At 73.0% G+C, this 15,680-nt stretch carries 7 protein-coding genes; 6 read left to right on the top strand and 1 reads right to left on the bottom strand.

What is annotated here, in order from left to right:
- The first annotated feature begins 39 nt into the window (after positions 1–39).
- The 6 genes from ABT063_RS14730 to ABT063_RS14705 are packed head-to-tail and all read left to right on the top strand — an operon-like array spanning position 40 to position 15,048.
- Positions 40–7,815: a beta-ketoacyl synthase N-terminal-like domain-containing protein gene (locus tag ABT063_RS14730; protein ID WP_351057667.1), complete on the top strand. Its 7,776-nt coding sequence runs from the start codon at positions 40–42 to the stop codon at positions 7,813–7,815.
- Positions 7,816–7,846: 31 nt separating this feature from the next.
- Positions 7,847–9,466, top strand: a complete 1,620-nt coding sequence (locus tag ABT063_RS14725; protein WP_351057666.1) for a PfaD family polyunsaturated fatty acid/polyketide biosynthesis protein — start codon at positions 7,847–7,849, stop codon at positions 9,464–9,466.
- On the top strand, positions 9,463–11,166 hold the full coding sequence (locus tag ABT063_RS14720; protein ID WP_351057665.1) for an acyl-CoA dehydrogenase family protein: 1,704 nt from the start codon (positions 9,463–9,465) through the stop codon (positions 11,164–11,166). Before ABT063_RS14725 ends, ABT063_RS14720 begins: the two co-directional genes overlap by 4 nt.
- Positions 11,167–11,178: 12 nt before the next feature.
- Complete coding sequence (locus tag ABT063_RS14715; RefSeq protein ID WP_351057664.1) at positions 11,179–12,981, top strand: acyl-CoA dehydrogenase family protein; 1,803 nt, start codon at positions 11,179–11,181, stop codon at positions 12,979–12,981.
- Between the two features lie 25 nt (positions 12,982–13,006).
- Positions 13,007–13,720, top strand: coding sequence for a 4'-phosphopantetheinyl transferase family protein (locus ABT063_RS14710; protein WP_351057663.1), 714 nt, complete (start codon positions 13,007–13,009; stop codon positions 13,718–13,720).
- Positions 13,721–13,746: 26 nt separating this feature from the next.
- On the top strand, positions 13,747–15,048 hold the full coding sequence (locus tag ABT063_RS14705; RefSeq protein ID WP_351057662.1) for an NAD(P)/FAD-dependent oxidoreductase: 1,302 nt from the start codon (positions 13,747–13,749) through the stop codon (positions 15,046–15,048).
- A gap of 7 nt (positions 15,049–15,055) precedes the next feature.
- Here the strand turns inward: ABT063_RS14705 and ABT063_RS14700 are convergent, their stop codons facing one another.
- Complete coding sequence (locus ABT063_RS14700) at positions 15,056–15,676, bottom strand: MerR family transcriptional regulator (RefSeq protein WP_351057661.1); 621 nt, start codon at positions 15,674–15,676, stop codon at positions 15,056–15,058.
- Positions 15,677–15,680 lie beyond the last annotated feature (4 nt).

Genomic DNA, 15,680 nt, shown 5'->3' with positions numbered 1-15,680 from the left:
CCCCGCCGGGTCCCCGGAACCCTGGAGGGACCAAGTTCCATGAGCAAGTTCGCGATCGTCGGGATCTCCTGCCTGTTCCCCGACGCCCGGACGCCCGAGCAGTTCCGGCAGAACCTGCGCAGCGGCATCGACAGCCGCCGTGACGGCGGTGAGGAGGTCTTCGGGGCGGCGCTCGACGAGCGCGACCTCGACCCCCGCCACCGCATCACCTCCCGGCGCGGCGGGTTCGTCACCGACTTCGAGTTCGACGCCGGCGGCTACCGGCTGGACGCCGGCTACCTGGCTGGCCTTGACCGGATCTTCCACTGGTCGATGTACGCGGCCCGGGAGGCGCTGCGGGACTGCGGCCTGGCAAACCGGCCCGAGAAACTCGCCCGCACCGGCCTGGTGATGGGCAACTACTCCTTCCCGACGCCGACGTCGGCCGAGGTCAGCGTTCCGCTGGCGCAGGAGGCCGTGCTCGCCGGACTGCGCCGCGCGGGCCTGCCCGAGCTCGCCGCACTGCCGGGTGCGCGCCCGCTGATCGACCGTCGGGCGGTCGTCCCGGAGAACCTGCGGGTGAGCGGATCGCCCGCCGCGGTCACCGCCGCCGCGCTGGGCCTGGGCGGCCCCCGTTACTGCCTGGACGCGGCCTGCTCGTCGGCGCTGTACGCGCTCGGCCTGGCGTGCGGCCACCTCGCCTCGGGACAGGCGGACCTGGTACTGGCGGGCGGGGTCTGCGCCCCTGATCCGACACTGATCCACCTGTCGTTCTCCGATCTGCACGCCTATCCGGAGAACAGGTTCAGCCAGCCCTTCGACAGCCGCTCCGGCGGGATCGTCACCGGCCAGGGCGCCGGCATGGTCGCGGTGAAGCGCCTGGCGGACGCGCTGCGCGACGGCGACCGCATCCACGCCGTGGTGGACGGCGTCGGGCTGTCCAACGACGGTGCCGGACGCCACCCGCTCGTACCGCGCAAGAGCGGACAGCTGGACGCGCTGGCCCGCGCCTACGCCGACGCCGGTGTGGACCCGGCGGACATCGACTACGTGGAGTGCCATTCCACCGGCACGCCGATCGGGGACACGACCGAGGCCGAGTCCCTTGCCGAGTTCTTCGGTCCGCACGGCAAGGTGCCGTTGCTGGGCTCGGTCAAGGGCAACATCGGGCATCTGCTGACCGTGGCCGGTCTGAGCAGTCTGCTCAAGGTCGTACTGGCCATGGACGACGGCGCGATTCCGCCGACCATCGGCGTGGATCAGCCGATCTCCTCCCCGGACGGCCGGGTCGGCAGCGACGCCCTGGTGCGCTCCGCCCGGGCCTGGCCCGAGGGGCCGGGGCCGCGGCGGGCGGCGGTCTCCGCCTTCGGCTTCGGCGGGACCAATGCACACGTCGTGCTCTCCTCCGCGCGGGAGACGGCCACCACGTCCGGCCCCGCACCTGCCCCCGTCGCACTGCCCGCGCTGGACGTCGTGGGGCTCGGCGCGCACTTCGGGTCGCTGGACACCCTGGACGCCTTCGAGCGGGCCGTCCACCGGGGCGAGCCCGACCTGCGGCCGCTGCCCGAGCGGCGGTGGCGGGGCCTGGACCGCACCGACGGCGGCACCCTCGAGGAGGCCGGGCTGACCGGCGGCGCGCCGCACGGAGCGTTCGTCGACGGCGTGGAGGTCGATCCCGTCCAGCTCCGGGTTCCACCGTCCGACCTGCGGATCTACAACCCGCAGCACGCGCTGGTGACCAAGGTCGCCGATGAGGCGCTGCGCGACGCCGGTTACCGGCTGGGCGCCGGGGCGCGCGACACCCCCGCCCCACGGCGCGTCGCGGTGGTGGCGGTGACCGAGATCGAGCCGTACACGCACGCCCGGCTGAGCCGGTACGGGCTGGGGGCGTTCCTGCGCCGCGAGTTCGACAAGGCCGGCGTCCAGCTGACCGAGGAGCAGCGGGCGGCGCTCGCCAAGGTGTCCCGGGACGCCGTCGTGGACCCGATCGGCGCCAACGAAGTCCTCAGCTATATCGGCAATGTGATGGCCGGGCGGATCTCCTCCCGCTGGAACCTGACCGGCCCGTCGTTCACCCTCTCCGCCGACGGCGCGGGCACCGCCGAAGCTCTTCAGGTCGCGCGGCTGCTGCTGCTCGACCCGGATCTGGAGGCGGTGCTGGTCGCCGCCGTCGATCTGGCCGGCTCTGCGGAGAACCTCCTCGTGGGGCCCGGGCTCGCGGCGGAGGCGGGGCTGTCGTTCAACGACGGGGCCCGCGGTCGGCGGGTGGGCGAGGGCGCCGGCGCCCTGGTCGTCACCCGTCCCGACGCGTCCCGGGGCCGGGTGTACGCCCGCCTCGACGGGGTGGCCGTGCGCTACGCCCCGGCGACCGGCTCGATGCCCGCCGCGGCCGCCGGACAGCTGGCCGAGGCCGCGCGGGCGGCCTTGGACGAGGCGGGCGTCGCGGCCGAAGACGTGGGCTATGTCGAGGCGCACGCGGCCGGTACCGACGAGGCGGACCGGGCCGAGATCGCCGCCCTGGCGCGGGTCTATCAGGCGGACGCCACCGCCACCGCCACCGGGCTCAGCCGGGCGAACGCGACCGGTCCCGCCTCCGGGGTCCGCCGAGTGGACGCCGCCGGCACCGCCCTCCGCACCGGCACCACCGCCGCGAGCGCCGGCAGTGCGACGCCGGCCACCGGCAGTACGGCGCTGGGCAGCGTTACGGCGCAGATCGGCGACACCGGCTGCGCGGCCGGGCTGGCCGGCCTGATCAGGGCCGTGCTGTGTGTACGGCACGCGTACCTGCCCGGCACCCCCGGCTGGAAGCGCCCCGCCGACGATCTCGCCGACGCCTTCGCCGCCTCCGCGCTCTACGTACCGGACGCCTCGCGCCCCTGGCTGCGTGAGGAGGCGGACAGCCGCCGTCATGCCGCCGTCGACATGCTGGGCGCCTCAGGCTCCCACGCCCACGTGGTCCTCTCCTCCGTACCGGACGCCGAGCGCCCCCGCCGCAAGGCCGACTGGTACCGGGCGGGCGGTCCCGTGCTGCTGGCGCTCGGCGCCGGGACGCCGGACGGGCTGGCCGCGGAGGCCGACCGGTACCGCGCGCTGCTCGACGACGGCGCCGACCCGCACGCCCTCGCTCGGGAAGCCGCCGGTGAACTCGGCGACAAGCACCTGCGCGCCGTCCTGGTCGGCCAGGACCGCGAGGGGCTGGCACGGCAACTGGAGCTGGCGGCCCGGGACGTGCCCGGAGCGCACGCCCAGGGCAAGGAGTGGGCCACCCCGGCCGGCTCCTTCTTCACCCCACGGCCCATCGGGCCCGACGGACGGGTCGCCCTGGTCTACCCAGGGGCCTTCAACAGCTATCCGGGACTCGGCGCGGACCTCTTCCGGGCCTTCCCCGGGTTGCTCGACCGCTTCGAGCGGCAGGCCGCCCAGCCGGCCCGGATGCTGCGCGCCGCCCACCTGTATCCGCGCACCCGCGAGGCCCTCGACCGGCGTGGCCTGATGCGGCTGGAGGAGCGGCTCGGCGACGACGTCCCGTTCATGCTCGCCACCGGCACCAGTTTCGCGATCCTGTACACCGCGCTGGTGCGGGAGGTGCTGGGCATCACGGCGCACGGCGGGTTCGGCTACAGCCTGGGCGAGTCCAGCATGCTGTTCGCTTCCGGGGGCTGGGACCCGGCCGGCCGCAGCGACTCGCTGATCAGCGACAGTCCGGTCTTCCAGGATCGGTTGTGCGGGCCGCGGCGCACCGTGCGGGAGTTGTGGGGGCTGGCCGACGAGGTCCCCGACGAGGAGGTGTGGGCCTCCCACGTACTCCTCTCGCCCGCCGACCCCGTGCGCGAGGCGCTCGCCCGCTACGACCGGGTTCACCTCACCCATGTGAACACGCCGCAGGAACTGGTGATCGCCGGTGACCCGGCCCAGTGCCGGGCGCTGATCGGGGAACTGGGCTGCCGCGCGGCCCGCTCACCGGTCGACGTGGTCATGCACTGCCCGGTGGTGGACGCCGAGTTCGACGGCCTGGCCCGGTTGAACGACTACCCCACCGGTTCCTTCGGGGACTTGGAGCTGTTCAGCGCCTACGACTACCTGCCGCTGCCCGCCGAGCGGCTCGGCGAGTCCCCACGGCGCATCGCGACGACCCTGCGCTCGACGATCGACTTCCCACGTCTGGTAAACGCGGCGTACGAGCGCGGCTACCGCTACTTCATCGAGGTGGGGCCGGGCGCCACCTGCTCCCGATGGATACGGGAGACGCTCGGTGACGCACCGCACGTGGCCGCCTGCGTGGACCGCCGCGGCGTCCCGGCGACGACACCGCTCGCCCATCTGATGGCCCGGCTCGTCGGGCACGGGCTGCCGGTCGACCTGGCGGCCCTGCTCGGGACGGCTCAGGGCGAGCGTTCCGCCGCCGTACCGGCCGCCCGTCGCCTGCCCACGACCCGGGTGGGCCAGGGCGAGCCCATCCCGGACCGTATCGCCCGCGAGGCCGCCGCGGCCCTGGCCCCCGGGCGCCCCGAAACGACCGCCCGGGCCCACAGGCCCCCCGAGACGGCCGCCGCCCCGACAACCGGCCGCCCTCAACCGGCCACCCCCACCCACACACCCCACGAAACGACCACGCCCCCGGACACTGGCCACCCCCAACCAGCCACCCCCACCCACACACCCCACGAAACCACCACGCCCCCAACCACCCGGCACCCCCAACCAGCCACCCCCACCCACACACCCCACGAAACAGCCACGCCCCCGGACACCCGGCACCCCCAACCAGCCACTCCCCAGCCCGTCGCCTGCACGTCGGCCACGGCGCCGCCCACCGGGCCTGCCGGGCCCACCCGCCCCACCGGGCCTGCCGATCCCGCCGCACCCGCACCCGTCCCCACCCCCGTCCCCGCCCTGTCCGTTCCGCCGGAGGAGCCACCCGCCATGCCCGCCGATCCGACGCTAGAGGTCTCCGAGGTGATCACCTTCGACGGGGATCCCGTCACGGCGCTTCCCTGGGGCAGCCCGCAGCCACCGGTGGCCGGCGCCCTGCCTGCGGCCACCCCGACCTCGGCCACCCCGACCTCGGCCATCCCGACCTCAACCAGCCCGTCCCCGAGCACCCCGCCCGCAACCGCCCCGGCCGCCGGGCCGTCGGCCGGCCCTGGCCGAAGGCCCGCCGCCGACCTGGTGCGGGAGCTACGCCAAGGCATGCTCGCCGCCCACGGCGTCGTGATGGAGACGCACCGCGTACTGCAGTCCGCGACCCTCGATCGCGCCGAGGCCCTGCTCGACGCGCAGTCGGCCGACGCCCGGCCCGCCGCCACACCGCCCGTGACCGTGCACCGCCCCGCAGCCGTGCCCCCTGCGGCCGCCGACCGTCCCGCAGAGCTGCCCGTCGGGTCCGGTACGACGCCCCCGCCGCCCGCCGCACCTCCGCGGGGCGAGGCTCGCGACGGCGTGGTCGAGGGCGTCATCTGGGACGAAGCGGACCTGCTGGAGTTCGCGACCGGTTCCTTGGCCAAGGTGTTCGGCCCCGAGTTCGCCGAGATCGACACCTTCGGGGCCCGGGTGCGGCTGCCGGCACCGCCGTACCACTTCGTCACCCGGGTCACCGAGCTGGACGCCAAGCCCGGTGTCCTCGAACCCTCCCGCATCACCACCGAGTACGTCGTGCCCGAGGACGCCTGGTACGCCGTCGACGGCGGGGTGCCGCCGGCCGTGACCGTGGAGTCCGGGCAGTGCGACCTGCTGCTCGTCAGCTATCTGGGCATCGACTTCCGCAACAAGGGCGAGCGGGTCTACCGGCTGCTCGACAGCTCGCTGACCTTCCGCGGCGGGCTGCCCACGACCGGGCAGACACTGCGCTACGAGATCTCGATCGACCGGTTCGTCCACCAGGGCGACACCACGATCTTCTTCTTCAGCTACGACTGCTACGCGGACGACGAGCTGATCCTCGAACTGAGGGACGCCTGCGCCGGCTTCTTCAGCAAGCAGGAGCTGGACACCCCGCTCGGCATCGTCCTCACCGACAAGGACCGGGCCCGCCGCGCAGCCCTGCCCAAGGGCACCTTCAAGCCCCTCGCCTACGCCCGCAAGCACCAACTCGACGCCACCGACCTGGAGTTGCTCGCGCAGGGCAAGCCCGGCGAGGTCTTCGGCCCCGACCACGCGCAGGACCCGGGGATCAACCCGGCACTGCGCCTGCCGGACGAGCGGCTGCGCATGGTCGACGAGGTCACCATCGACCGCAAGGGCGGACCGTGCGAGCTGGGCTCGCTCAGCGCCGTGAAGCACCTTCAGCCGGACGGCTGGTACTTCACCTGCCACTTCCCGGACGACCCGGTGCTCGCCGGTTCCCTGATCGCCGAGGGAGCCGTCCAGCTGCTGCAGATCTACCTGATGCACCAGGGCATGCACCTCACGCTGCCGGACGCGCGCTTCCAGACGGTGACCGACCGGCGCATCGACGTCCAGGTGCGCGGCCAGGTCACCCCGAAGGACGCCGAGATCCGCTACGAGGTGGAGGTCACCGAGCTGACCCTGCTGCCGCGGCCCACGGTGATCGCGGACGTCCTGGTCTACCTCGGGGACAAGCCGGTGGTGCGGATGCAGAACCTCGGCCTGCAGATCGTGGAGAAGCCCGGCACGCCGTACCGGCCGGAGACCGGCGGCGTCCCGGAGTTCCTCGGCCGCCGCAACCGCGACGGCGAGCCCGCCATGATCAACGAACTCCACCTGGCCCACTCCGCCAAGGGCCTGCTGGACATGGCGATGGGCCCGGAGTTCGAGGTCTACCGCACCACCCGGGCCCCCTACATCCCCAACGGCGACTTCCAGTTCGTCGACCGGGTCATGTCCCTCAAGGGCACGCGCGGCGACCTGGGCCCCGGCTCGGAGATGGTCACCGAGTACGACTCGCCGGACGACGCCTGGTACTACCGCGAGAACTCCTCGCCGTACATGCCGAACTGCGTGTACATGGAGAGCTCGCTGCAGGCCGCCATCTTCCTCGGCTACTACCTGGGCGCCACCCTGCGCGAGCCCGAGGAGGAGTACTCCATCCGCAACCTCGACGGCCGCGCCGCGCTGGTCAAGGACATCGACCTGCGCGGCAAGACCATCCGCCACCACTCGAAGCTGCTGATGACGAGCGTGGTGTCCGGAGCGGTGCTGCAGAACTTCTCCTACGAGCTGTCCGCCGACGGCGAGGTCTTCTACTCCGGCGAGTCGCTCTTCGGGTACTTCAGCGCCGCCGCCCTGTCCCACCAGGTGGGCCTCGACAACGGCACCTATGTCCAGCCGTGGATCGAGGCGGAGCAGCCGGCGGCGGGCCGGGTGAAGCGGATCGACCTGTCCCAGGACTCCCCCGCCTTCCGGGACACCGAGGGCGGCGAACTCCGCCTGCCCGGCGGCCGGTTCGACCTGGTGGACCGGGTCGACCTGGTGGCGGACGGAGGCCGCCACGGCGCGGGCTACCTGCACGGGCACCGCGGCATCCGCCCCGACGAGTGGTACTTCGACTGCCACTTCCACCGCGACCCGGTGATGCCCGGCTCGCTGGGGGTCGAGGCGGTGCTGCAGGCGCTGCGCCTGTTCGCCCTGGAGCAGAACCTCGCCGAGGGCATGCCCCGGCCCCGCTTCGCCATGGCCACCGACGTGGAGATGTCCTGGAAGTACCGGGGGCAGATCCTGCGCGACGACCGCGAGCTCTTCTTCGACGTGCACGTCAAGGAGGTCCGCAAGGAGGCGGACCGGCTGCTGCTGATCGCCGACGCGGACCTGTGGAAGCCGGGCCTGCGCATCTACGAACTCACCGACGTGGCCATCGAAGTCCGCCCCGAAGCCGACTGACGTCCGGCAGAGCCGAGGAGATCGTCTACCCATGAGCACGACACAGGCCCCGCTCCGCTGGTACGGAGACGGGTACCCGAGCGTCGATCCGGCCGGGATCCATCAGGTCCTGTCCCAGGTCGAGCAGCCCTGCTTCATCGTGTCCACGGCGCAGGGCATCGGCGCGGCCGCCGGAGGCACGGCGGCCGCGGGCGGGGAAGGGCCGGGCGTCCTGGCCGCCGCGCCGGCCCTGCCCCCGAACCGGCTCGGCTCGGCCGAGTTCCGCGCCGCGCACGGAGTACGGCAGTCCTACATGGCCGGCGCGATGGCCGGCGGTATCGCCTCCGCCGATCTGGTGATCGCCCTGGCCGAGCAGGGCTTCCTCGCCTCCTTCGGCGCGGCCGGCCTGCTGCCGCGGACCATCGAGAAGACGCTGGCCCGGTTCGCCGCCGAGATCCCCGGGCTGCCGTACGCCGTCAACCTGATCCACAGCCCCAGCGAGGAACGGCTGGAGCGGGAGGCGGTCGAGCTGTTCCTGCGGCACGGCGTGCGGTGCGTGGAGGCCTCCGCGTTCCTCGGTCTGACCCCGCATCTGGTCCGCTACCGGCTGGCCGGGCTCAGGCGGGACCCCTCGGGCCGGATCGTGGCCGACCACAAGGTCGTCGCCAAGGTGTCCCGGGCCGAGACCGCCGAGCGGTTCATGCGTCCGGCACCGGCCGCGCTGGTCGACACCCTGCTGCGGGACGGTCTGATCACCCATGAGCAGGCGCGGCTCGCCCACCACCTGCCGCTCGCCGACGACATCACCGTGGAGGCGGACTCCGGCGGTCACACCGACCGCCGTCCGCTCCCGGCGCTCTTCCCGGTGATCCTGCGGCTGCGCGACCACATCCAGCACGAGCACCGCTACACCACCCCGATCCGGGTCGGGGCGGCCGGCGGCCTCGGCACTCCGACCGCCATCGCCGCGGCCTTCGCGATGGGCGCCGCCTACGTGGTGACGGGTTCCGTCAACCAGTCCTGTCTGGAGTCCGGCACCTCCCCGGCCGCCCGCGCGCTGCTCGCGCAGGCGGACGTCACGGACTGCGTGATGGCGCCGGCGGCCGACATGTTCGAGATGGGCGTGGAACTCCAAGTCCTGCGCCGGGGCTCGATGTTCGCGATGCGGGCCCAGCAGCTGTACCGGCTGTACCAGACCTACGACGGCCTGCACGCACTGCCCGGCGAGGAGCGCGAGCGGCTGGAGTCCCAGGTCTTCCGGCGTCCACTGGAGGAGGTCTGGAAGGAGTGCGTCGAGTACTTCGGCCGGCGCGACCCCGACCAGCTGCGCCGGGCCGGCGACAGCCCCAAACGGAAGATGGCGCTGGTGTTCCGCTGGTACCTGGGCATGGCCTCGCGCTGGGCGGTGACCGGGCAGGCCGACCGGAAGGCCGACTACCAGATCTGGTGCGGTCCGGCGATGGGCAGCTTCAATGCCTGGGTCTCCGGCAGCTACCTCAAGACCCCCGGGAACAGGACGGTGGCCGATGTTGCGCACCATCTGATGCGGGGCGCGGCCTTCCACACCCGGATCGCCCAGCTCGCCACCGCGGGCGTGACCATCCCGGCGTACGCGGCGGACTACCGCCCGGTGCCGCTGGAGCCGGCCGCCCTCATGGAGGCCGCCGGATGAGCGGGCTGACACCGCAGGACGTGGAGAGGCTGCTCGGGGATCCCGGGGACCCGGGCAACCCGTACGGTTTCGCCGCCGCCGTCGCCCGGGACGAGGCCGACGCCCACCCCGACGACCTGTGCCGCGCGCTGGTCTCGGCGGGCTTCCACCTCAACTACCTGCCCAAGGAGTGGGGCGGGGTGTTCGACTCGTTCGACCGCAGCCTGACGCTGGTGCGTGCGGCGGCCCGCCGGGACGTGAACGTCATGCCGGGCACGATGTTCAGCATCATCGCCGCCACCTGCCTCCAGCTGCACGGCAGCGAGGAGCAGCGTCGGCGGGTGGCTCAGATCCTGACCCGTGGCGGCTCGGTGGGGTTCGCCCTGACCGAGGCCGCGCACGGCAGCGATCTGCTGGCGGGCGAGGTGCGTCTCGACGAGGACGGGCGGCTGCACGGCGAGAAGTGGATGGTCGGCAACGGCATGCGCTGCGAGGCCGTCTACGTGGTGGCCCGCACCGGTGAGCGCGGGCCGGGCGCCTTCTCGGCGTACCTTCTGGATCCCGAAGCGGACGGGCTGCTCCGCGAACCCGCCCCGCGCACGGGAGGCATGCGCGGCGTGGACACCGCGCGGCTGCGCTTCACCGGACTTCCGGTGCCCGAGGACGCTCTGGTGGGCAAGGTCGGCGAGGGCCTGGAAGTGGCCATCCTCGCCCAGCAGGCCGTCCGTCTGATGAGCATGGCCGGCAGCCTGGGCATCGCGGACAGCGCGCTGCGCCTCACCCTGGGCTTCGCCCACGAACGTCGTCTCACCGAAGGGCGCCGCACCTCCGGCACGCCCCTGGCCGAGACCCCCCACGCCCGCCGCGAACTGGCCGTCGCCTCGGCGGCGCTGCTGGCGGCGGACGCGGTCGCGCTGGCCGCCGCCCGGGGCGTCCACGTCGTACCCGAGGTGTTCAGTGTGTGGGCCCTGGCCGCCAAGCACGTGGTGGCGGAGGCGAGCGACGAACTGGTCCGGCGCTGCGCGACCGTGCTCGCCACCCGCTCGGTCCTGCGCGAACAGGCGCCGGGCGGCGGGCTGTTCCAGAAACTCCAGCGGGACACGGCGGTGGTCCGGGTGATCGACGCCAGCCCGCTGGCCAACCTGCGCGCCTACGCGGCACAGATCCCCACCCTCGTCACCCGCGACGAGGTGCCCGACCCGGACCCCCTGCACCGGATCTTCGCTCTCGACGCCGAGCTTCCGCCGTACGAGCCGACCCGGCTGGACCTCGTCGCGCGGGGCGCGGATCCCGTCCTCGGCGGACTGCCCGAGGCCGCCGACGCGGCCTGCGAGCAGCTCGCCGACCCGCGCACGGCCGCGCTCGTGCACCGACTGGCCGGCGCCGTCGCCACGCTCGGCTGCGAGGCCGCCGCCGTACGACGGCCCGGCGCCGACCCCAACGCCCTGGTGGACCTCGCGGAGCGCTACGCCTGGCTGCACGCGGCGTCCGCCTGCGTCCACCTGTGGTGGCACAACCGCGACCGGTCGCTGTACGGCGGCGAGCCGGGCGCGTCCGGCTGGCTGCGGGCGGCCCTCGCCTTCCTTCTCGCCCGCGCGGACGGCGTCGACCCGCGCCGCCACGGCCCCGACCTGCTGCCCGCCGTCGACGCCCTGTCCGCGCTGCGCGCGGGCGGCCTGCTGTTCACCGCCGCCCCCGTGCGGGTGGCGGCCGAGTCCTGAGGAGAGGCGCTCATGCCCAAGGCCGACCTGACCGAGCTGGCGGTGCGGCTCGAGGAACACCTCGGCGACCCGCACGATCCGGACAGCCCGATGTCGTACCGCACGATCCTGGAGTACGACGAACGCGAGACGTACCCGTACGACTTCGTGGGCGCGCTGCGCGCCTGGGGCGTCCCCGAGTACGCCCTCCCCGGCGAGCAGGGCGGCCGGTCCGGGGACGTGGAGGCGGAGTTCAACCTGCTGCGCCTGGTCGCCCGCCGCGATCCGACCACCGCCACCGCCCTGATCATCACCAACCTGGGCTTCATGCCGCTCTGGATCGCCGGCACCGACGAGCAGAAGCGGCGGATGGTCCACGACATCGTCCACGGCTACCGGCTGTCCTGGGGGCTGTCGGAACGCGCCTACGGCAGTGATCTGCTGGCCAACTCGATGACCGCCGAGCGGGTCGACGGCGGCTATCTGCTGACCGGCGAGAAGTGGCTGATCGGCAACGCCACCTGGTCCGACGGAATGACCGCGATCGCCCGCACGAGCGAGCGCGGCGGCCCGGCCGGCTTCTCGCTCTTCGTCCTCGACAAGCGCACCGCCCCGGTCGGGACGGTGGCGGAGCTGCCCCGCGAGCGGCTGCACGGACTGCGCGGCATGGACATCAGCGGCCTGCGGGTGAGCGGACTGTTCGTCCCCGAGTCGGCCCGGATCGGTGCCGAGGGCCAGGGGCTGGAGATCGCCCTCAAGGCCACCCAGATCGCCCGTGCCCAGATCAGCTGCATCGCCATGTCGGCCGTCGACACCGGACTGCGGCTGACCCTGGACTTCACCGAGGGCCGGATCCTGTTCGGCCGGCCGGTCAGCGACATCCCCTACAGCCGGCGCCAGATCACCGAGTGCTTCGCCGACCTGATGGTCGCCGACGCGGTCAGCCTCGGTGCCGTGCGCGCCCTGCAGGTGACACCCGAGCAGGTCAGCATCGGGTCGTCGGTGGTCAAGTACTTCGTGCCGACGCTGATGGAACGCACCATGTCGCAGCTGTCGGTGGTGCTGGGCGCCCGCTTCTTCCTGCGCGGCCACCCGCACTACGGCGTGTTCCAGAAGATGCTGCGCGATCTGCTGGTGGCCAACTTCGCCGACGGCAACACCGTGGTGAACCTGCGCAACCTCGGCCAGCAGCTGCGGCCCCTGCTCGCGACGGCCACCTCCGCACCGGCGGACGACGGCATCCGGCGCACGGCCGAGGAGCGGGCCGCCGTCCTGTACGGCATCACCCGGCCCATGCCGACGTACGAGCCCTGGAAGCAGGAGCTGTCCTGCCGGGGGCGGGACGACACGGTGCTCGCGGCGCCCGACGGGATCGGCAGGCTGCGCTCCCTGGCGGAGGACTGCAAGGAGGACGACGAGCGCGAACGGCTGCTGCGCGCCGCCGACGTGGCCGCGGAACTGTTCGACCACCTCGGCTCGCTCACCACCCGCTGCGAGGAGTTGCGCTCCCGGCTGGGCCGCGACTTCGGCCAGTGCGCCGAGCTGTTCGACCTGGCCAAGGAGTACTGCCTCGTGCACGCCGCCGCCGCGTGCGTCCTGACCTTCGTCCACTCGCACGCGGCGATGGAGGAGCCGCTGCCGAGCGGTGCGCTGCTGCTGCTCCAGCTCGAACGGCTGCGCAGGCACCTGCGTCCGCACGAGGCGGTCACCGACCAGAGCGTGATCGACGAGGCGATGCGGGTGCTGCGCCACCTGCACCGCGAGGACCGCCTCTTCTCGTACTGGCAGTTCCCGCTCGCCCCCCGCACGGTCGACCAGACCGCCGCCCGCCACTGAGCCCGGCCCGACCGAGGAGTACGACGTGACCTCGCCGCCCCGGACCACGGCCCGGCTCGACGATGCGCGGGCGGTGGACCTCTGGACAATGCCCGAGCACCGGGTTCAGGAGCTGGCGCTGAGTATGGGCGGCCTGGACCTGCTCACCCCGGACGAGCGCACACGCCACGGCAGGCTGCTGCGCGCCGCCTCCCGGCACCGCTTCCTGGGCGGGCGCCTGCTGTGCCGCCTGGCCCTCAGCGCCCGCACCGGGCTGCCGCCGGACACCTGGCGGTTCGCCGTCACCCGGCACGGGCGTCCGGAACTCGCCGCGGACCACGACGGGCTGCGCTTCAACCTGTCCCACACCGACGGCCTGATCGTCTGTGTGGTGGCTCGTGGGCGCGGCTGCGGCGTGGACGTGGAGCGCGTGCCCTTCGACGACGAGAAGACACGGCTGCTGAACGCCTTCCTCGGCGGTGTCTGCGGCGCCGCCGTGAGCGAGCGGTGGGTGCTGACGGAGGCGTACCTGAAGGGGCTGGGTGTCGGCATGGCGGAGGGCCTCGAGGGTCTCGGTTTCCGGCGCCGGGACGCCGGAGGCTTCTCCGTCACCGACCACCGCCGGCCGGCCGTGGCGGCCCGCTGGCACATCGCCCTGCTGCGCCCGTCCCCGCACCATCTCGTGGCCGTCGCGACCGAGGACGGCGGCCCCCTGCGCTGCCGCGAACCAGCCTGGACCGCACAAACGCCACCCACGTAACTCCCCCCTACAGGTAAGGATCTCCCATGTCCCAGCACACTCCGCTGAACATCGCCGTGATCGGCGCCGGCCCCGCCGGGCTGTCCGCCGCCTATCGTCTGCGCGACCGCGCCCGGATCACCGTCTTCGAGCGCGAGCCCCGCCCCGGCGGCCACGCCAACACGGTGGAGGTCGAGGAGAACGGCCGCGTCCTCGGTCTGGACACGGCGTTCATCGTCTTCAACCAGCCCGCCTACCCGCGGCTCACCGCTTTCTTCGACGAACTCGGCGTCGAGACCGTCCCCCACCCCGGAGGCTTCACCTTCTTCGACCTCGACAGCGGACTGGAGTTCGGCACCGGCGACCTCGAACTGGACGAGGCCTCGATCCAGGAGCGCTACGCCGCGCGGTACCCCGAATTCCCGAACGTCTGGCGGGAGGCACGCCGCTTCCAGGAGGAGGGCCGCCGTGACTTCGTACGCGGCCGGGCGAACATGTCGATGGGCGAGTACCTGGACCAGAACGGATACAGCAAGGAGTTCCGCCACTCGTACCTGATCATGCTCTGCTCCGCCGTCTGGTCGGTGCCGGCGGAGCTGGTCTGGGAGATACCGGCGGCCACGGTGATCGCGTTCTTCGTCGGCCACGGCGAGGGCGGACTCGGGGGGCGGCGGGTCGACTGGCGGACGGTGGGCGGTGGCTCGATCTCCTACGTCCGCAAGGCGCTCGCGGCGATCGGTCCCGACCTGCGCGTGTCCCAGCCCGCGACCGCCGTCCGACAGGAGGCTGACGGGGTCGCCGTGACCACCGCGTCCGGCACCACGACGTTCGACTACGCGGTGCTGGCCACCCACGCCGACGAGGCCTTCGCCCTGCTGGAGAACCCCACCGACGGGCAGCGGTCGGCGCTGGAGGGCATCCGCTACAGCCGCTCCAAGGCGGTGCTCCACACCGACCCCTCCCTGATGCCCACCGCCCGGGAGAGCTGGCTGGCCTGGAACTACGGAAAGGTCCAGGTGGACGGCGAGACCCACTGCTTCGTCACCTACTACCTGAACAAGCTGCAGGACTTCACGGCGGAGAACGACTACTTCGTCGTCCTCGACCCGCCCCGTGAACTCGACCCCGAATCGGTCATCGCCGAGTTCGACTACACCCACCCGGTCATCGACGTGGCGGTGCGCGAGCGGCAGTCCGTGATCTACCAGGCCAACGAGGGGCCCCGGGTGAAGCTGGCCGGGTCGTACTTCCACTCCAAGCAGCTGGGCCCGGACCTGATCGGCTCCCACGAGGCCGCGTTCTCGTCCGGCGCGGACGCGGCGGCACAGCTCCTGAGCGAGCTGGGCTGAGCCGATTTCAGTCCTCGGCGTGCCGCCGTGCCGACTCGTTCTCCTGGGCCATGCGCCGCAGCGCCAGCAGCGCGGGTTCCAGGAGGACGGTCAGCAGGAGCGCGCGTTCCGCCACCTCCAACGGGTCGTCGATCCCCTCCAGTTGGTCGAGGTCGACGGCCGCGGTCCGTTCGGCCAGCCGCGCGTACGGCAGCAGCGCGCGCCAGTCCATCGCGCTGCCGAGCGTGCGCAGCGAGGTCAGGGTCTCGGCGAGGGTGGTCCTGGCCGGTGCGGACTCGTGCACCTGCCAGCCCAGCTCCTTGATGAGCGCGTCCACTTCGGCCGGTTCCGGGGCGTCCGCCTCGGGCTCCTGCGCGATCCGGATCGAGCCGAGGGCGAGGCCGAGGAGGATGTGGGTGTCGCCGGTGTGCTCCTCCAGGGCCCGCAGCACATCGCGGGTGGTGCTGACGGACAGGCCCCGGACGCGGATCAGTGCGCGGATCAACCGCAGCCTGCGCAGGTGCTGTTCGTCGTACTCGGCCTGGGTGGCGGACAGCTGCCGGCCGGGCGGGAGCAGGCCCTCGCGGAGGTAGTACTTGATCGTCGTGACGGAGACGCCGCTGCGGCGGCTCAGGTCGGACAAACGCATCGGG

Source organism: Streptomyces sp. NPDC002838 (assembly GCF_040295365.1).
Lineage (GTDB): Bacteria > Actinomycetota > Actinomycetes > Streptomycetales > Streptomycetaceae > Streptomyces.
The sequence above is the reverse complement of the archived record's forward strand: the minus strand, read 5'-3'. Positions and strand labels throughout refer to the sequence as shown.